This window comes from Xylocopilactobacillus apis, assembly GCF_033095965.1.
Lineage (GTDB): Bacteria > Bacillota > Bacilli > Lactobacillales > Lactobacillaceae > Xylocopilactobacillus > Xylocopilactobacillus apis.
Map to the genome: position 1 here is coordinate 196659 of NZ_AP026801.1, position 14771 is coordinate 211429.

Consider the following 14771-nt stretch of genomic DNA (forward strand, 5'->3'; position numbering starts at 1 on the left):
TATTAATTTTTTCTTTGAAGACGGGCACTTTTTAAAATGGCACGTCGTTTTTGAGGATCAAACATTTGATCAATTTTTAATAAGCGGTAAAGGGCAAAAAGAATCACAACCACTTGTAAGATTAATGTATAGATATTCTTGACATAAGTGGCAAGAATACTAACGAGAATTACCATGATGCCCCAGAAAATATAAGTATTGCGCCGTTTTGTATTATCCATAAGTACCTCTTTATGCCATTATTATACTCGCAACGGCAAATTTTAACCATAACAGAAAATGAGTAGTTGACTTCTCGTTGTGATTTTGAAATAATCAATGAGAAGTTAACTTCCCAAAAAAGGATCAATATGCAAGTTATTAATGAAGTTCAAAAATGGAGAAAAAAAAGAGGCCTCACCCAAGAGGAATTGGCAGAAAGAGTTGATGTTTCTAGAAAAACAATTGGCTCTTTAGAGAAGGGAAATTACACTCCTTCGCTGCTGTTAGGACTAAGAATTGCTGAAGAGCTAGATGTAGATATTAATGAAATTTTTCAGTTAAGAGAGGATTGAAATGAAAAAAATTATCTTTGAACAAATCGGAAATATTATTTTAGTTATTTTGCTGATAGCAGCACTTGTTCAAACCGTCATCTTGTCAAAAATCCAAACTAATGAATATTTGTTTAATATAAAGTTTGGATTCTTATGGCTGATATTTATAGTGGCTGCTTTGCTTTTCTCTTTCGTGAGAGTATTTTTTTCAAAACACTGGAAGGGCTATGATCTTAAAAAGGGTGAATTTAGTACTGACGATGAAAGAGAGCAACTAATTAGTTATCAGGCAACCATTTCTGCATACAAATCCGTGGTCATAGCTTTAGTTGTTTCGCTGATTTTATTTTTTTGGTTTAGTACAGTTAGCAATAATATTTTATTAATGAAGATTACAGGAATAATTCTTTTTGGTAGTTCAATAATTGTTGGTTTTTGCACATATTTGATTAATTGGCTGGTTTTAGATCAACGATAAAATTAAGTCGGTTTCTTTTAAAATTATTGTAGATGATTAGTATTTTTAAATATTTGAAAATATAAAAATAAAAGTTATAATCTATTAAAGGATGTGAAAAATATGGATAAAGAAGACGAAGTTAGAGTAAAAATATTTAAAGCTCTCTCCGATGAAATGAGATTAGGTATAGTCAGAACTCTTTATTTGAATGAAAAAGAAATGGCATGTTCTGAAATAAGATCTGGAATGACTATAAGCGATTCGACTATTTCATATCATTTGAAAATCCTCAGAGAAGCAGATTTAGCTTTTACTAGAAAAGATGCTCAGAACAGATTAACAACTTTGAAGGTAGAAACATTTAATAAGTATTTACCCGGATTTTTAGAAACACTATCTAAAGAATGAGAACACTTAATTAGCTTTGAGTGTTATTATTTTTTGTTTTATTTCGATTATTTTAAAAATACAAAATAAGAGGTACTAATCGTTGAATCAAAAATTAAGTTTATCAAAGAAATTAACAGTTACTGTTCTTTTCGTTGCCGTATTTATTGTTGGTTTGGATTCGTTTATTATTTCGCCCTTACTGCCAACAATTGCGAAATCTTTTAATTCTGATGTTTCCCATGTAGGGGTGGGGATTACGATGTATACACTTTTTTATGCATTTGGAGCGGCGTTAGTTGCACCTTTTTTAGAAAAAGTTTCGCAAAAGGTGATCATTACTATTGGATTTTCGCTATTTACGCTTGCAAATTTTTTGGGTGGAACGGCTTTTAATCTAACTACATTTTTTATTTACCAATCGTTGGCTGGATTTGGAGCTGGTTTGGTTGTTCCTAATGTATATGCTTATGTTGGGCGCAATTTTTCACAAGAACATGTTGGGAAAATTATTGGGATAGTAATGTCTGCTCTTTCACTATCTATTGCCGTTGGAGCTCTGATAGGTTCTTTTGCTGCCAAATTTCAAAATTGGAATTGGATATTTTATTGCTATGCATTTTTTTCGGTTATTACATTGATCTTAATTATCAGGTTTACTGAAAAAGATGAAGCAGCAAAAATTCAAACTTCTAATTATCTTAGCCATTATGCTAATATTTTCACGAATCCGCTGCCCATGTATGGATTGATCGTAGTGTTATTTAGCATTTACGGATTTTATACGACTTATACTTATCTAGGAAATTATATTGAAAAATCACTTAATATACCCGTTGGTTCAACTGTTTTCGTTGTATACGGATTAAGCAACTTTGTTAGTAGTTTTATAGGAGGATGGATTGGAAAGAAGTTGGGAAGTAAGAAAACAATTTTAATAGCTGGAATTGTAAGTTGCTTATCTTATTTCTCTATCGGGTTAACTGGCAATACCTTAGGTACTTTTGTAATTGGATTAGCAGTTTTAGGTTTTTCACGAGGACTGAGTGCACTCCAGCTAACAGCTTATAATTCAACGATCATACCTGAAAGTAGAGTCACGATGATGTCTTTGAATAATACTTTTATCTATTTAGGTACAACTTTGGGATCGACGATCGGAGGAATATTGTATGATAAATGTTCGTTTTCTTCTTTAACCGTCATTTCGATTGGATTTACTATTGCGGCTTTTGTTTTAGCTGAAATAGCAATTGTACAAAAAGAGAGAAAGCTTGAAAGTCAAAGTAATTAATTTAATTAACAATCGTTCAATAACTGAAAAATTTTGCAGAATGATCGCCTAAAGAGATAAAGCACGTCAATAGTATGAGTTTTCTCATCTTATTACTGAAAAAATTTACACTAGGTAAACTTAAATAGAAAGATCAAGCTCTAGTCAACAAGAATTGTTGAAGGATTTTTGTTATCAAAACAAGTGCGGGTAGCTAATATTATCAACGACTTAAAATTTTACAAATTATTTCAGTAAATATGGGAATTATTCGAGAATTCCAAATTGATATCCTCTAGTTTTATAGTATTTAATTAATTCAGGTAAAGTGGCTACGGTGACATCTTTATCATCTGAATCGTGCATTAAAACAACTTCAACATTTGATTGAGGATAAACTGTGATAGACATTGCATGATAACTCATGGCATCCTGTACACTTTTAGGAGCTCTTAACCCCATTCCGTCACCATCAGCAGCGTTCCAATCCATCCAGTTGAAACCATTTTTTTGTAATAAATTTTCACTTACGGCTAAGTTTTTCCATGACATTGTTCCGCCGGGATAGCGCCATACGCCAGTGTTAAAATTTGGTCCTAAGACAGATTTCAATAAAGTACGAGTTTGAAGAGCTTCATTTAAAATTGTTTGGGCATTAGGAACATTATTCGGATAAAGAATCTTGTAATCATGTGTAAAACTATGGATCCCAATGCCATTACCGTTTTGATATGCTTGCTTTACTAGATTTTGAGATTGAGCAGTAATCCGATTTCCTACTAAAAAGAAAGTGGCGTGGACATTATTTTGGGCCAAGATTTTGAGAACTTTAGGGGTGTTATTAGTACTTGGACCATCATCAAAAGTTAAAAATACAATCTTCGGTTTATTAGGATTAAGGGGACCTTTCATTTTTTGTCTAATATCGATAGTTTTAAAAGCATAACTATCGGCCGTTTGAATATGATTGGTTGGTTCTCGAATAATCGTTTTGGTTAAGATAGGTTTGGCGTGTTTTGGTTTAACCTTTTTCAAAACTTTAGCTTTGACTTTTTTTACTGGAATGTATTTGGTCATCAAAGAGTCATGCCAGATTATCCACCCAGAAATTGAGGCGCCAAGGATTAGACAAAGGGTAAAAAGTAAAATAACAAGTTTTTTTGTTCGACGAGATTTTTTTATTTTTTTCATTAAGGAGACCTTTGTTAAAGTGTTCTATTAATTATACTAAATGATTTTAAATACGTTAAATTCAGAAAAAGTCAAAAAAGTTTATAGAGTGTGTAAAAAGCCGTTGAAGATTATATTTTTTTCTTCAATGGTTTTTTTGCTTATTAAATATATTGACGTATAATATTATATCCCATATAATATACAAAATCACATAATATAGAGAGCGGTGATAAAAATTGGCAATTCAGATTTCATCGGAGCTGCTGGAAGGTTCAATTCTGGCGCTTTTAAAAGAACAAGATCTATATGGTTATGCTTTAACCAAAAAAGTTCAGGCGGTTCTTGATGTGTCAGAGTCGACGGTTTATCCGGTCCTGCGGCGTTTAACGAAGGATGATTACTTGAAGACTTATGACGAGCCATTTCAAGGACGAAATCGTCGATATTATCAAATAACTGAGGCGGGGAAATTTCGCTTAGCGATTATTCAGGATGAATGGAAGGACTATCGAGAAAAAATAGACGGAGTGTTGGGAGATCATGATTGAACAGTATATAGATGAATTAAAATCTTACTTAAGAGTGCTTGATATCGGGGAACAAGACGAAGCAATTGAGTTTTATGAAGAATATTTACTAGATGCAAATGTTCAAAGTCGAGAAGAAATTGAAAGAGAGTTAGGGACACCTAAGCAATTAGCCCGCAAAATTTTAACCGAATATTCTTTAACAGATGATAAAGAACTGACCGATAATTTGTTTAATGAACGATCAAAGACTAAACATGATTTACGATCAATTTGGTGGATTCTTATCGGAATCGCTGCAATTCCAATCGGGATCCCGCTTGTTGCAATTCTTTTTGCCTGCTTAGTAGTTATTTTTGCCATCATGTTTGTAGTAGTTGTTGTATCGCTTGCGCTTCTAGTTGGCGGAATTGGGGCTGTCATTTTGGCAATTCAGATGATCTTTAGTTCAAATTGGCCCGTAGCATTATTTTACGGCGGATCCGGCTTGATGCTGATTACTTTGATCTTGATGTTAGAACCGCTAGACTTTAAGATTTTTCGTTGGTTGATTTCTACACTTGCGAATTTAATTCGTAAAATTGGGAAGAAATTCTTTAACAGAAGAGACTATCACAAGGGGGCAAGTAAATGAAAAAGTATTATATAGCTAATGGAATTATCTTTGTAATCGGAGCGGCTGCGTGTTTTGTCGGTTTTCTTAATGAAGGATTTCGCTCGATTGCATTTGATGGTCCGACTAAAGTTATCGTTCAAAGACCAGAGAGCAGTTATCAGCATTTTAAAACGTATACCACAGCTAAACCATTTAAGAATGCTGAAATAGACGTCAACGAAACCAAAATTTACATTCAAAAAGGAAATAAATATCAAGTTGAATACAGGACCAATCAGGAGATTAAAGATTTTAAAATTAAAAATCAAACACTGAAGATTACTGGTGAAGACAGCCGATTTGGCTATTTTGGTAATGATAAATCAGAATTAACAATTGTTGTCCCAAATTTAAATGCATTACGAGATTTAAAGATTAAAACCGGAAGTGATGAAAATCTTAAACTAGAAGATTTGAGTTTAGAAAAATTAAAAATTAATAATCGTTATCAAAAGGTAACTTTAAATAACGTTTCTGTTTCAAAAGAGACCAAACTAAAAACTGAGAATTTTGACATCGAAGATTGTAATTTAAATAATTTTGATATTGATTCTGAATTGATTTACGAAGCAGTTATTACTAATTCGACAATTTCTAATTTTAAGTTTAAGTCTCGTGAAGGCATAAAAATAAAAGCGATGAATAGTAAATTTTTAGGAAAAAATAAATTTGATATGAATTACGATGTTTCAGTAAACATGCAAAACTCAGAAATACATAATTTAGAATGCAGATCAGAAGACATCATGGCTAGTTTCTTTAAGTGTCATTTCTATGGCGATAATCGATTCGATAGTGATAGCGGGAAGTTAGAGTTTAAAGAGATTAACAGAGATCTAACCTACCAATTCTTCGCCGATTCTAAAAATATCGATTTATATGGTAAGAAGATCAAAGATGATTTTGATCAGGAAAATTCAAAAAATAATTCACTACAGCTTAAAGGAGATAGCGTTAAAGCTGTCTTTAAATAGAACTACCTAAAGGGGAAAATAATGAAGAAGCACAAAAAATTATTAATTGTTATTGCAGGACTGATCGTTGCTTTTGTAGTTGGAACGATCATTGTTAATAATCAGAATAAAGAGCGCAATAAAATTCGAGCAATCAAGCCAGAATATGAATTATATACAGTAAATGATGTTCCGCCGCTTTCGATGACGGGAAAAATTATCGCAGATAGAACTCAAGCTCTTAATTCTCCTGCAGGTAAGTTGGATCAGCTGAATGTAAAAGATGGGCAAACGGTTAAAAGCGGCGATGTTCTTTTAACTGTGACCGACACTGCTACGCAAGAAGCAATTAGTAATCAAAAAGATGTGATTAGTAAGGCTAATAAAGCACTAAATTCAGCTAATAGCGCATTGCGCAGTGCTCAACAAAGTTACAATCAAGCTGACAGCGAGGCTAAAGCTGGGATGAAAGAAGAAGTTAATAAGGCGCAGGAAGAAGTTAATGATGCTAATAGTAACTTACAAGATGAAAATAATAAGCTTACTGACTTGCAGAATAAACTTCATGTTAATTTAACAGCTCCATTTGACGGCATTATTTCAATTGACAGCAGTTCAAAAGACGGAGCCCCAGCTTTAACGATTAATTCTACTAAGAAAGTTCTGCAAGCAAGTGTTTCAGAATATGATTACGCTAAAATTCAACCGGGTTATGAAGTGACGGTAACAGGAATTGACGGAACGCCAAATCAAAAAGTAAAAATTACTAAAGTCAATCAAGTTCCAAGTAATCAGGGAAAAGGAATCGCATATTATTCTTTTGCCGCTGATGTCAGCAATGACTTTTTATATGGTCAAAGCGTGAAATTAAAAGTCGCTCAAAAAGGGCTCAAAATTCCTGAAGGTGCTGTGTATAAAGGCAATATTTATAAGGTAATAAACGGCAAGGTTCGCGTAACTAAGGCAGATGTTACTCGAAAAGGCGATATCTACATCGTAAATTACGGCGTAGCTAAAGGCGAAAAAATTATTTTAAATCCAGATTCCAAGTTAAAAGATGGCGGAACCTTTCATGATTGATTTATCAGAAGTTAACAAAAGTTATAAACAAGGTAAAGAGGATTACCAAGTTTTATATGATATAAACCTAAAGATTAATGAAGGCGAGTTCGTTGCAATCATGGGGCCATCCGGCTCAGGTAAATCGACGCTTATTGATATCATTGGTTTTTTGGATCAAAAATTTAAAGGTGAATACGTTTTTGATGATGTGAAGGTCAATAAGTTAAGCCGCAAAGAGCATGCCAAATTAAGGAATAAGTCAGTAGGTTTTATTTTTCAAAACTTTAAATTGATTAATAATCAAAATGTCGGTGAAAATATTGCGCTTCCTTTACTTTATGCGGGTTCTAAGCGAAAAGAAATCTTAAAGCGGGTTAATGAGGTCTTAGATCAAGTGGGACTTAAAGGCAGTTATCATAAAATGCCCAAGAATCTCTCCGGTGGTCAGCAGCAGCGAGTGGCAATTGCGCGGGCAATTGTCGGTAAACCCAATTTTTTGGTAGCTGATGAACCAACAGGAGCTTTAGATTCAGCCACTTCCAAAGAAATTATTGAGCTTTTTAAAGCTTTAAACGAAAACGGGACCACAATTATTATGGTTACTCATGATGAGAAAGTTGCTAATCAAGCTCATCGGCTGGTTAACATTTTAGATGGTCGGATCCAAAGCGACGAGGAGGTTCAAATTGCGAATACGTGAATTATTTACCAGTGCCTTGCGCTCTCTTTGGTCCAATAAACGACGCAGTATTTTGACAATGCTTGGAATTATTATCGGAATTGCGGCAGTCATCACGATTTTATCTTTAGGTGACGGACTTCGAATTGATACTTTGAAAAACTTACAAGCTGATAGCGACGGTAAGCAGTCATCTCAAATTCAATTTGGCTCAATGACAGACGATCAGAGTATTTCTGGTTTTAATGAAAATGATGTCAATAAAGTTCAAGAAAATGGGAAAGTCGCCAAAGTTAAAATTCAATCAGATGATAAAGGAATGGTGTTCGGCGAAGGAACGATTAATGGACAGAAGACCAATTCTGATCTTTATTTAGTTTCAAAGCCTAACCGTAAATTTCTTGTTCAAGGACGAGGGATTACCAAAGAAGACCTCCTTGCCGAAAATCCAGTCGCATTAGTGAATGAAAGCACCGCAAAAAAGGGCTATAAAACGGTCAAAAATGCACTTAATGCAAGTATTGAGCTAGGTGGAATCAATTATACGATTGTGGGAGTTATCTCAAACGACGCTCGTAAAGAAGAGTACAACACTTATCAAATTGTGGTACCTCGTAAGTTGTATAGTGCTAACGTGCCGAAGAATACAATGAAATTAACGTTTGTGATGGGAGCTGATGTCGCAAAAGAGACTGACAAAATTACCGAACAGCTTAACAAAACGGGATCTCAACATAATTTAGGACGATATAACTATAATAATGAATCGGAATTTCTCAAGCAAGCGAGTGATTCAATTAAGGCAATTACTTATTTTGTAGTTGCAATTGCGGGAATTTCACTTTTTATCGCTGGAATTGGCGTTATGAACATGATGTATATTTCAGTTAGCGAGCGAACCCAAGAAATTGGAATCCGGATGGCAGTGGGAGCCACTCAAAGGCAAATTCTATGGCAGTTTTTAATTGAAGCGGTGACCTTAACCTTAATTGGTGGAATGGTGGGCTACTTATCGGGGCTGGGAATTGCCCGTGCTGTTTCAAATTTCATGCCTTTTAAAGCCAGCGTAACTTTTTCGACGTTCTTGTTAGCGTTTGGCACTTCGACAATCATTGGAATAGTTTTTGGAATTTTGCCAGCAAAAACCGCCAGCAACAAAAATTTGATTGAAATTTTACGGTAAAAATATTTAATCAATTTATAAGACGTTGTCGCAATAAATTGAGATTTATTAATCAAGGAGATCTTATGAAAAAAGCTTTTGTTTTACTCTCAACTTTAATTGCGGCAATGTTCTTTATTTGGGAACTCGTTCAGCGATCAGATGAATTTTTGTTTGATATGACGAACAATGTCATTCTTGAAGAAGGTTCGAAGTCCATCACAAAAGAAAAGTTTGACCAATCACTAAATAATTTGGCGTTAAAGCATCATAGTTTAGTTGTCAATCGAATCGTAGTTCCTAAGAAAAACAATCAATCGTTTGTTTATCAGAAGTTTGGTAATGGAGAGCTGACGAAGGGATTCAAAGAAGCAACTGAAGCTGAACAAAAAGCAACTTCAGTAATTTCTCAATACCGAATTATTTCAGGAGGTCTTACCGATGCACAATTGGCAGACCATTTTACAAAGTTAGGTTATAAGGCAAAAATTTTACCAAAGCGAGGAATGTTTCTAACTGCAGCAAGTTTTTTGTTTAGTAATTCCCTATTATTGTCACTACTAGTATTTATATTAACCTTTGCTGCTTTGACGATCATTTTACGAATTAAAGATCTTCGATCAGCAGGAATTCGTCTAATTTCCGGTGAGAGTATTTGGTCAATTATGTCTGCAGATGTTAAATCTGATGCTCTATTCATTACGGCATCTTTTCTAATTGGTAATGGGCTTGGTTTGATTGTGTTTCTCATGAAAGGATTATTACACTTGCCAATCTGGCGCATCTTGTTAGGTGCTCTGATGATCTATGATGGGATGTTGTTACTAATCTCGTTTTTACTTAGTTTTATTTACTTGGTGGGGTTGCGTAAGAAAGATTTGATAAGCATTATCAAAGGAAAATTACCGGTCGGACGATTAATTGGAATGATGCTGTTTTGTCAGCTTTTGGCAGTAATAATTGTTGGTTATGGAGTAAGCATGGTTCCAGTTTATTACTCAGAGATGCAGGAAATGAAACGAGCTGCTGATGAATGGGATAGATTAGATTCACGAGTTAACTTGATGACAGGTCTTGCTTCTGGCAGTCACGAGCAAAAAACAATGGAAAATGATGTTGAAAAATGGTATCAGCTTTTAGATGATGCGATTAATAATCATGATGCAATTGTGGTTGAAAACAATTTTCAAATTTATGTGGGACACTTTGAGCACCCAAGAGGGATTACAATTGATTCTTATGATCCTGAAGGAAATACTTTATATGTGACGCCAAATTATTTAAAGTTTGCAAATATTAAACTTGATTCGCAAACTCAAAATAAAATTAATCATTTAAAGTTAGGCGAATTTGGTTTAGTTCTACCTGAAAAATTAAAGAGCGATACTAGAAAATATCAACAAATGTATGAGAAAAATTTTGCCTCAATGACTGATAAGACAGTCAAATCATCGTCAATTATCTCTTATGTCGATAATCAAAAAGAAAGGTTCATTTTTAATAATATAGGTATTAAACCGCAACAATTTCTTAAAGATCCAATCATTGTGGTCGTCACCCCGAGGTCAACTGGTAATAATTTTAATTCAAAAATTTTCTGGCGTAATTTATCAGCTTCTTATACCTTTTTTAAAGGATATGATCAGACCAAAAATCTGTTAAAGAAGTATCATTTGTATGATCAAATTGCAGAAATAACGAACAGTCAGCAGAGTTATGAACGCCAAATTCAATTTTTCCGTAATCAGACGATCACATTTTTCGTAAATTCGATTCTTGCAATTATCACTTCCGCAATTCTTTTCAATTCGATGAACCTTCTTTATTTTGAAGAATTTAGAAAAGATATCTTCATTAAACGAATTTCTGGTATGAAGTTCTTTGAATTGCATCGGAATTATCTAATAATTCAGTTCGTAATTTTGATTATTGGGTTAGGGATTAGTTTATTTGGAACCCAAAATATCGTGACGAACGTATTAACCCTCGCAATTTTTGGCGCAAATTTATTTATCAGTTTAACTAATCAAATAAAGAAAGAAGATGAATTTTCAGTCACCGTCTTGAAAGGAATGTAACAATGATTAAAATTAAAAATCTTACTAAAACATTTGAAGATCGCAAGGTTTTAAATAAAACGAATTTAACTTTTGAAAATGGAAAAGTCTATGCCATTATCGGTCCAAGCGGCAGCGGTAAAACAACCTTATTAAATATTATTGAATATTATTGATAAATTAGAAAAATTTAATTCTGGCACTGTGATTTATAATGAGCAGCCTTTAAATAAGATTAAGGCTCAACAATTCTTTAGAGATGATCTGGGATATTTGTTTCAAAATTTTGGCCTTTTAGAGAGCAATACAATTGCGGAAAATCTAGATTTGGGATTGATCGGTCGAAAATTAAAGAAGGAAGATAAGATTTCATTAGAGGAGAAAGCGCTAGAAAAAGTCGGCTTAGAATATCTTGATCTGAAACAAAAAATATTTGCTTTATCAGGTGGTGAAGCTCAGCGAGTTGCAATTGCTAAAGTAATTCTTAAAGATCCGCCTTTGATTTTAGCAGATGAACCAACGGCAGCGCTTGATCCCCAAACTTCTGAAGAAATTATGTCAATTATTTTATCTTTAAGAAACCAAAAACGCATCATCATTTTGGCGACGCATAATCCACTTATTTGGAATCAGGCTAATGAAGTGATTGATATAAGAGATATCTCGAACGTTGAGAAATAGCTGGCGTGTAAACACCAGCTACTGATAAGCTATCCCACGTAGGATGGCTTTTTACTTGAAAAACAATGTTTCCAAAATTATCGATCTAAACAGCTATTTATAAATCCTAACATGTTTTGATAAGCATCATCGAGATTATATTTTTTGAAAATCTTGAGATCAGAAATAAGTTTGTTGTAACCTTCATTATTGAATTTGATCATTAGCTTTTGAAGCTGGCAGTAAATTGAATAATAAATACGATCAGTTAGAAATGCGGGATTATCGTTTAAAAAATCTTTATAGGAATTTAAATAAAAATCTAAATCTGTTAAATTTTTCCTTTCAAAAGCCAGTACGATTGTGTTGTTGGTGTAAGTAACTATATAAATATGTTTTTGATTACCCCCGAGTGGTAATGTTTCTAAAGAATTTAGAACAGTTTTATGATGCGCTTTAATAAAATCATTACTAAAAATAAACAATAAATCCGAATACAAAGATATATCGTTAAGAAACCAAGAATCAAATTTAAGCAGATATTTCGTTATTTCTTTAGCAATTTCTTTGGAATTTTCGAGGGGAAGATCATGTATTTTGTGATATATCGCTTTAACTCGCATTGAATTGATTTTGTGTTTTTTCAGACCGGTTTGTTTATAAAGGGTTATTTCTTCATTAACCAGTTCATTCATCTTTTCTTTGTTATAACATGTTTCGTTCATTTTGTTTAGAAACGACTGTGACTCTAAGACCTGATTTTCAGCAGCAAGTGTGAAAAACTCAACTGGGTGAATATCTAATCGATCCAAGAAACTTAGCAATAAATAAGATGGAATATTTCCTGATTGTTCCATTCTGGATAGAGCTGCTTGGGAGGAAATCCCTTCAGCTAGTTGTTTTTGAGTAATTCCTCTGCTAGTTCTTAGCTTTTTTAATAGTTTTCCGTGATTCATAGACTTTTTAACTTTCTGTAATATGTGATAAAAATCCGATATCGAATAAAAAAAGAAAAATACATAAGTATTATATATAATAATATTAAACTATTTATGCTGATAATTATTGATTATTTTTTTAGTAATTGTTTGCTGCTGTGGGAGTAACTATGAAGTTTATTCGTTTACGATTTTTTCATCAAAGATATCAACTCGGTCTGTTGTTGGGACTAATAATAATAGTTATTCACATCTGTTTGGGGCAAATACCAGATACTGAATATTTAAATGGGGTTCGAATTAACCACGTGGCAATATTTGAATGGATTGGTTTTGATCTTAATATGGTTTTTCCAAACTTTTTTTATTTAGTTTTACCGATTTTGTGTTCATTAGGGCCGTCTCTCGCCATAACTGAGGACTTAAAAAGTGGTTTTGCCAGTCGAATGACCCAATTTTCATTTAGAAGATACTTAATAGGTAATTTAGGAATTTCGTTTTTGTGGGGTGCTTTTACGGTAATAATTCCCCTTTTAATTGATTGCTTAACCGCTCTATGGTTGTTTCCAAATGTTACCCCTAATTTAATAGCCAGTTATGGATTAGAAATTGTTCCGGGGCTTACTTATGGGGCAAAGCTTTTTTATCAGCAGCCGTTTTTACTTGTTTTGGGATATATAATTCTTGGTGGAATTACCGGAGGAATTTATGCGCTGATAAGTGTACTTAGTGGGATAATTTCTCGTAATCTTTATTTAGCTGCAAGCACTCCTTTAATTTTAGTTACGATTGTGACGCTTATATCCAATGTTTTCCCGAAGTTTATTTATTCTCCTACTTATATCATGATGCCCTCCAGCCAAAAAAGTATCCCGCCACTAAACATTGTGTGTGTTATTTATTCATTAATTATCGTCGGATTAATTGGGGGAATTTGGAATGAGTTCAAACACAAAATTGTTATTTAAAATTGGAAAGAAAAAAATTGCGCTTATTGTTGTTTTTAATTTCTTAATCTTAACGTTTCAGTTTATTGATTATCTTAAGGCTGAAAAAGTAGTTATGGGAGTTTTTAATTTATTAGTCTTTGGCTCAGTCCAAAAACCTTTTTTGTCATACGTGTTTTTTCCTTTAATCTGTTTGGAAACTTTACTGATGTTTTCGAAATTTTCTTTATATCAACTACAGAATCAAAGCAAGATAACAAACTTGATGAAAGAAATTGCTAAAAGATCGTTACTATTAGTAATGACAATTATGGCGAGCGGAATTCCAGCTTCGATCTTAGTAACTTTAATTTCTAAATCAGAGATTAATATATTAAATGAATTGGTTAGTATAGCTCTTTATATCTTGATGCAAGCTTGGATTTTTGTAATCGGATATTTGGTGGTGTTGATTAAACAAGTTAATAAGAAGAATTTAACGGCAATTGCCTTAGTTATGCTGATGATTGCAATCAATATTTATTTGGTAATTTTCGGACAATTTAGCTTTGGATTGGGCGGATTGATTTATTTTAAAATGTCGATAAAATTTTTAGATTTATTTTTTCAAATAATCGAATTAATTTTATTTACTGTGATAGTTACGGAGTTGAGCAAATGGATTTTAGAAGCAGCCGATTATTAAATTCTCACTGGCGAATGTTTTTGTATTTTTTATATCGAAGTCGCTTTAGAATTGCTCTTCTTCTAGTCTTTGAAATAATAATCGGGATAGTCTATAAAGGTGATTGGTTACTGTGGGGGATAGAAACGGATAATAATTTTAAAATTGTTCCGATTACCTGGCTTTTTATGATTATGAATTCGCAATTTATGGTTGGTGACAGCTGTCGTCAAATGGTAAAGAAATTTTACCCGACCCATATCCGTTTTAGTTTATTTCAGTTAATGATTTCAGTATTTGTTACAAGCACTTTTACAACTGTGATTGCTGAATTCATAATTTTGTTAAAAATTCAAAGCAGTTTCTATCTCTATACTTTTTTGGTGATCTGGGCTCTAACGATTTCATTTGGCTTACTCAGCATTTTTATTAAACCGATTCTGCTTCATTTCATTTCAATCTTATTATTGGTAGTTACAACATATCTTAACTGGCCTCATTTTATGAGTTCCACAATGTTAGTTCGTTATCAAGAAACACAATTTTTAGCTGATAGCCTCGTTCTGGGAGCTTTCTTAGTAGCTGTGTTAGTAATTACTAATCTAAAAATGAAAAAGCTCGATTACACTTTATAAAGG

At 33.2% G+C, this 14771-nt stretch carries 17 protein-coding genes and 1 pseudogene; 15 read left to right on the forward strand and 3 right to left on the reverse strand.

What is annotated here, in order from left to right; translation table 11 throughout:
- Positions 1–2: 2 nt before the first annotated feature.
- On the reverse strand, positions 3–221 hold the full coding sequence (locus R8749_RS00785) for a hypothetical protein (protein WP_317697056.1): 219 nt from the start codon (positions 219–221) through the stop codon (positions 3–5).
- A 129-nt stretch (positions 222–350) separates the two neighbouring features.
- Here R8749_RS00785 and R8749_RS00790 point away from each other — a divergent pair, with 129 nt between their 5' ends.
- The 4 genes from R8749_RS00790 to R8749_RS00805 all read left to right on the forward strand — a co-directional run bounded on the left by R8749_RS00790 (position 351) and on the right by R8749_RS00805 (position 2677).
- Positions 351–554, forward strand: a complete 204-nt coding sequence (locus tag R8749_RS00790; RefSeq protein WP_317697058.1) for a helix-turn-helix transcriptional regulator — start codon at positions 351–353, stop codon at positions 552–554.
- A gap of 1 nt (position 555) precedes the next feature.
- A complete protein-coding gene (locus R8749_RS00795) occupies positions 556–1014 on the forward strand; it encodes a hypothetical protein (protein WP_317697060.1) in 459 nt (152 codons plus the stop codon).
- Between the two features lie 102 nt (positions 1015–1116).
- Complete coding sequence (locus R8749_RS00800; RefSeq protein WP_317697062.1) at positions 1117–1404, forward strand: ArsR/SmtB family transcription factor; 288 nt, start codon at positions 1117–1119, stop codon at positions 1402–1404.
- A gap of 82 nt (positions 1405–1486) precedes the next feature.
- Positions 1487–2677: an MFS transporter gene (locus tag R8749_RS00805; protein WP_317697064.1), complete on the forward strand. Its 1191-nt coding sequence runs from the start codon at positions 1487–1489 to the stop codon at positions 2675–2677.
- A 246-nt stretch (positions 2678–2923) separates the two neighbouring features.
- Here the strand turns inward: R8749_RS00805 and R8749_RS00810 are convergent, their stop codons facing one another.
- Positions 2924–3847, reverse strand: a complete 924-nt coding sequence (locus tag R8749_RS00810) for a polysaccharide deacetylase family protein (RefSeq protein ID WP_317697066.1) — start codon at positions 3845–3847, stop codon at positions 2924–2926.
- 218 nt (positions 3848–4065) lie between these two features.
- On the opposite strand from R8749_RS00810, the gene R8749_RS00815 reads away from it, so the two are divergent.
- The 8 genes and pseudogenes from R8749_RS00815 to R8749_RS00850 all read left to right on the forward strand — a co-directional run bounded on the left by R8749_RS00815 (position 4066) and on the right by R8749_RS00850 (position 11605).
- On the forward strand, positions 4066–4377 hold the full coding sequence (locus tag R8749_RS00815) for a PadR family transcriptional regulator (RefSeq protein WP_317697068.1): 312 nt from the start codon (positions 4066–4068) through the stop codon (positions 4375–4377).
- Positions 4370–4990: a DUF1700 domain-containing protein gene (locus tag R8749_RS00820; protein WP_317697070.1), complete on the forward strand. Its 621-nt coding sequence runs from the start codon at positions 4370–4372 to the stop codon at positions 4988–4990. The genes R8749_RS00815 and R8749_RS00820 overlap by 8 nt, the downstream gene beginning before the upstream one ends.
- A complete protein-coding gene (locus tag R8749_RS00825; protein ID WP_317697072.1) occupies positions 4987–5985 on the forward strand; it encodes a DUF4097 family beta strand repeat-containing protein in 999 nt (332 codons plus the stop codon). Before R8749_RS00820 ends, R8749_RS00825 begins: the two co-directional genes overlap by 4 nt.
- 21 nt (positions 5986–6006) lie before the next feature.
- A complete protein-coding gene (locus tag R8749_RS00830; protein ID WP_317697074.1) occupies positions 6007–7044 on the forward strand; it encodes an efflux RND transporter periplasmic adaptor subunit in 1038 nt (345 codons plus the stop codon).
- Positions 7037–7726 carry an ABC transporter ATP-binding protein gene (locus tag R8749_RS00835; RefSeq protein WP_317697076.1) on the forward strand — a complete coding sequence of 230 codons (690 nt, stop codon included), beginning with the start codon at positions 7037–7039 and terminating at the stop codon, positions 7724–7726. The genes R8749_RS00830 and R8749_RS00835 overlap by 8 nt, the downstream gene beginning before the upstream one ends.
- Complete coding sequence (locus R8749_RS00840; protein ID WP_317697078.1) at positions 7713–8888, forward strand: ABC transporter permease; 1176 nt, start codon at positions 7713–7715, stop codon at positions 8886–8888. Before R8749_RS00835 ends, R8749_RS00840 begins: the two co-directional genes overlap by 14 nt.
- 65 nt (positions 8889–8953) lie before the next feature.
- Positions 8954–10945, forward strand: a complete 1992-nt coding sequence (locus R8749_RS00845) for a DUF1430 domain-containing protein (protein ID WP_317697080.1) — start codon at positions 8954–8956, stop codon at positions 10943–10945.
- A 2-nt stretch (positions 10946–10947) separates the two neighbouring features.
- A pseudogene (locus tag R8749_RS00850) lies at positions 10948–11605 on the forward strand (putative bacteriocin export ABC transporter).
- A gap of 77 nt (positions 11606–11682) precedes the next feature.
- Here the strand turns inward: R8749_RS00850 and R8749_RS00855 are convergent.
- Positions 11683–12540, reverse strand: coding sequence for a helix-turn-helix domain-containing protein (locus tag R8749_RS00855; protein ID WP_317697082.1), 858 nt, complete (start codon positions 12538–12540; stop codon positions 11683–11685).
- 152 nt (positions 12541–12692) lie between these two features.
- On the opposite strand from R8749_RS00855, the gene R8749_RS00860 reads away from it, so the two are divergent.
- The 3 genes from R8749_RS00860 to R8749_RS00870 are packed head-to-tail and all read left to right on the forward strand — an operon-like array spanning position 12693 to position 14768.
- Positions 12693–13490 (forward strand): hypothetical protein, encoded by a 798-nt coding sequence (locus R8749_RS00860; protein WP_317697084.1) that lies wholly within the window; start codon positions 12693–12695, stop codon positions 13488–13490.
- Entirely contained in the window at positions 13462–14154 is a 693-nt protein-coding gene (locus tag R8749_RS00865; protein WP_317697086.1) for a hypothetical protein, read from the forward strand. The genes R8749_RS00860 and R8749_RS00865 overlap by 29 nt, the downstream gene beginning before the upstream one ends.
- Positions 14127–14768 carry a hypothetical protein gene (locus R8749_RS00870; RefSeq protein WP_317697088.1) on the forward strand — a complete coding sequence of 214 codons (642 nt, stop codon included), beginning with the start codon at positions 14127–14129 and terminating at the stop codon, positions 14766–14768. The genes R8749_RS00865 and R8749_RS00870 overlap by 28 nt, the downstream gene beginning before the upstream one ends.
- The last annotated feature ends 3 nt before the right edge of the window (positions 14769–14771 follow it).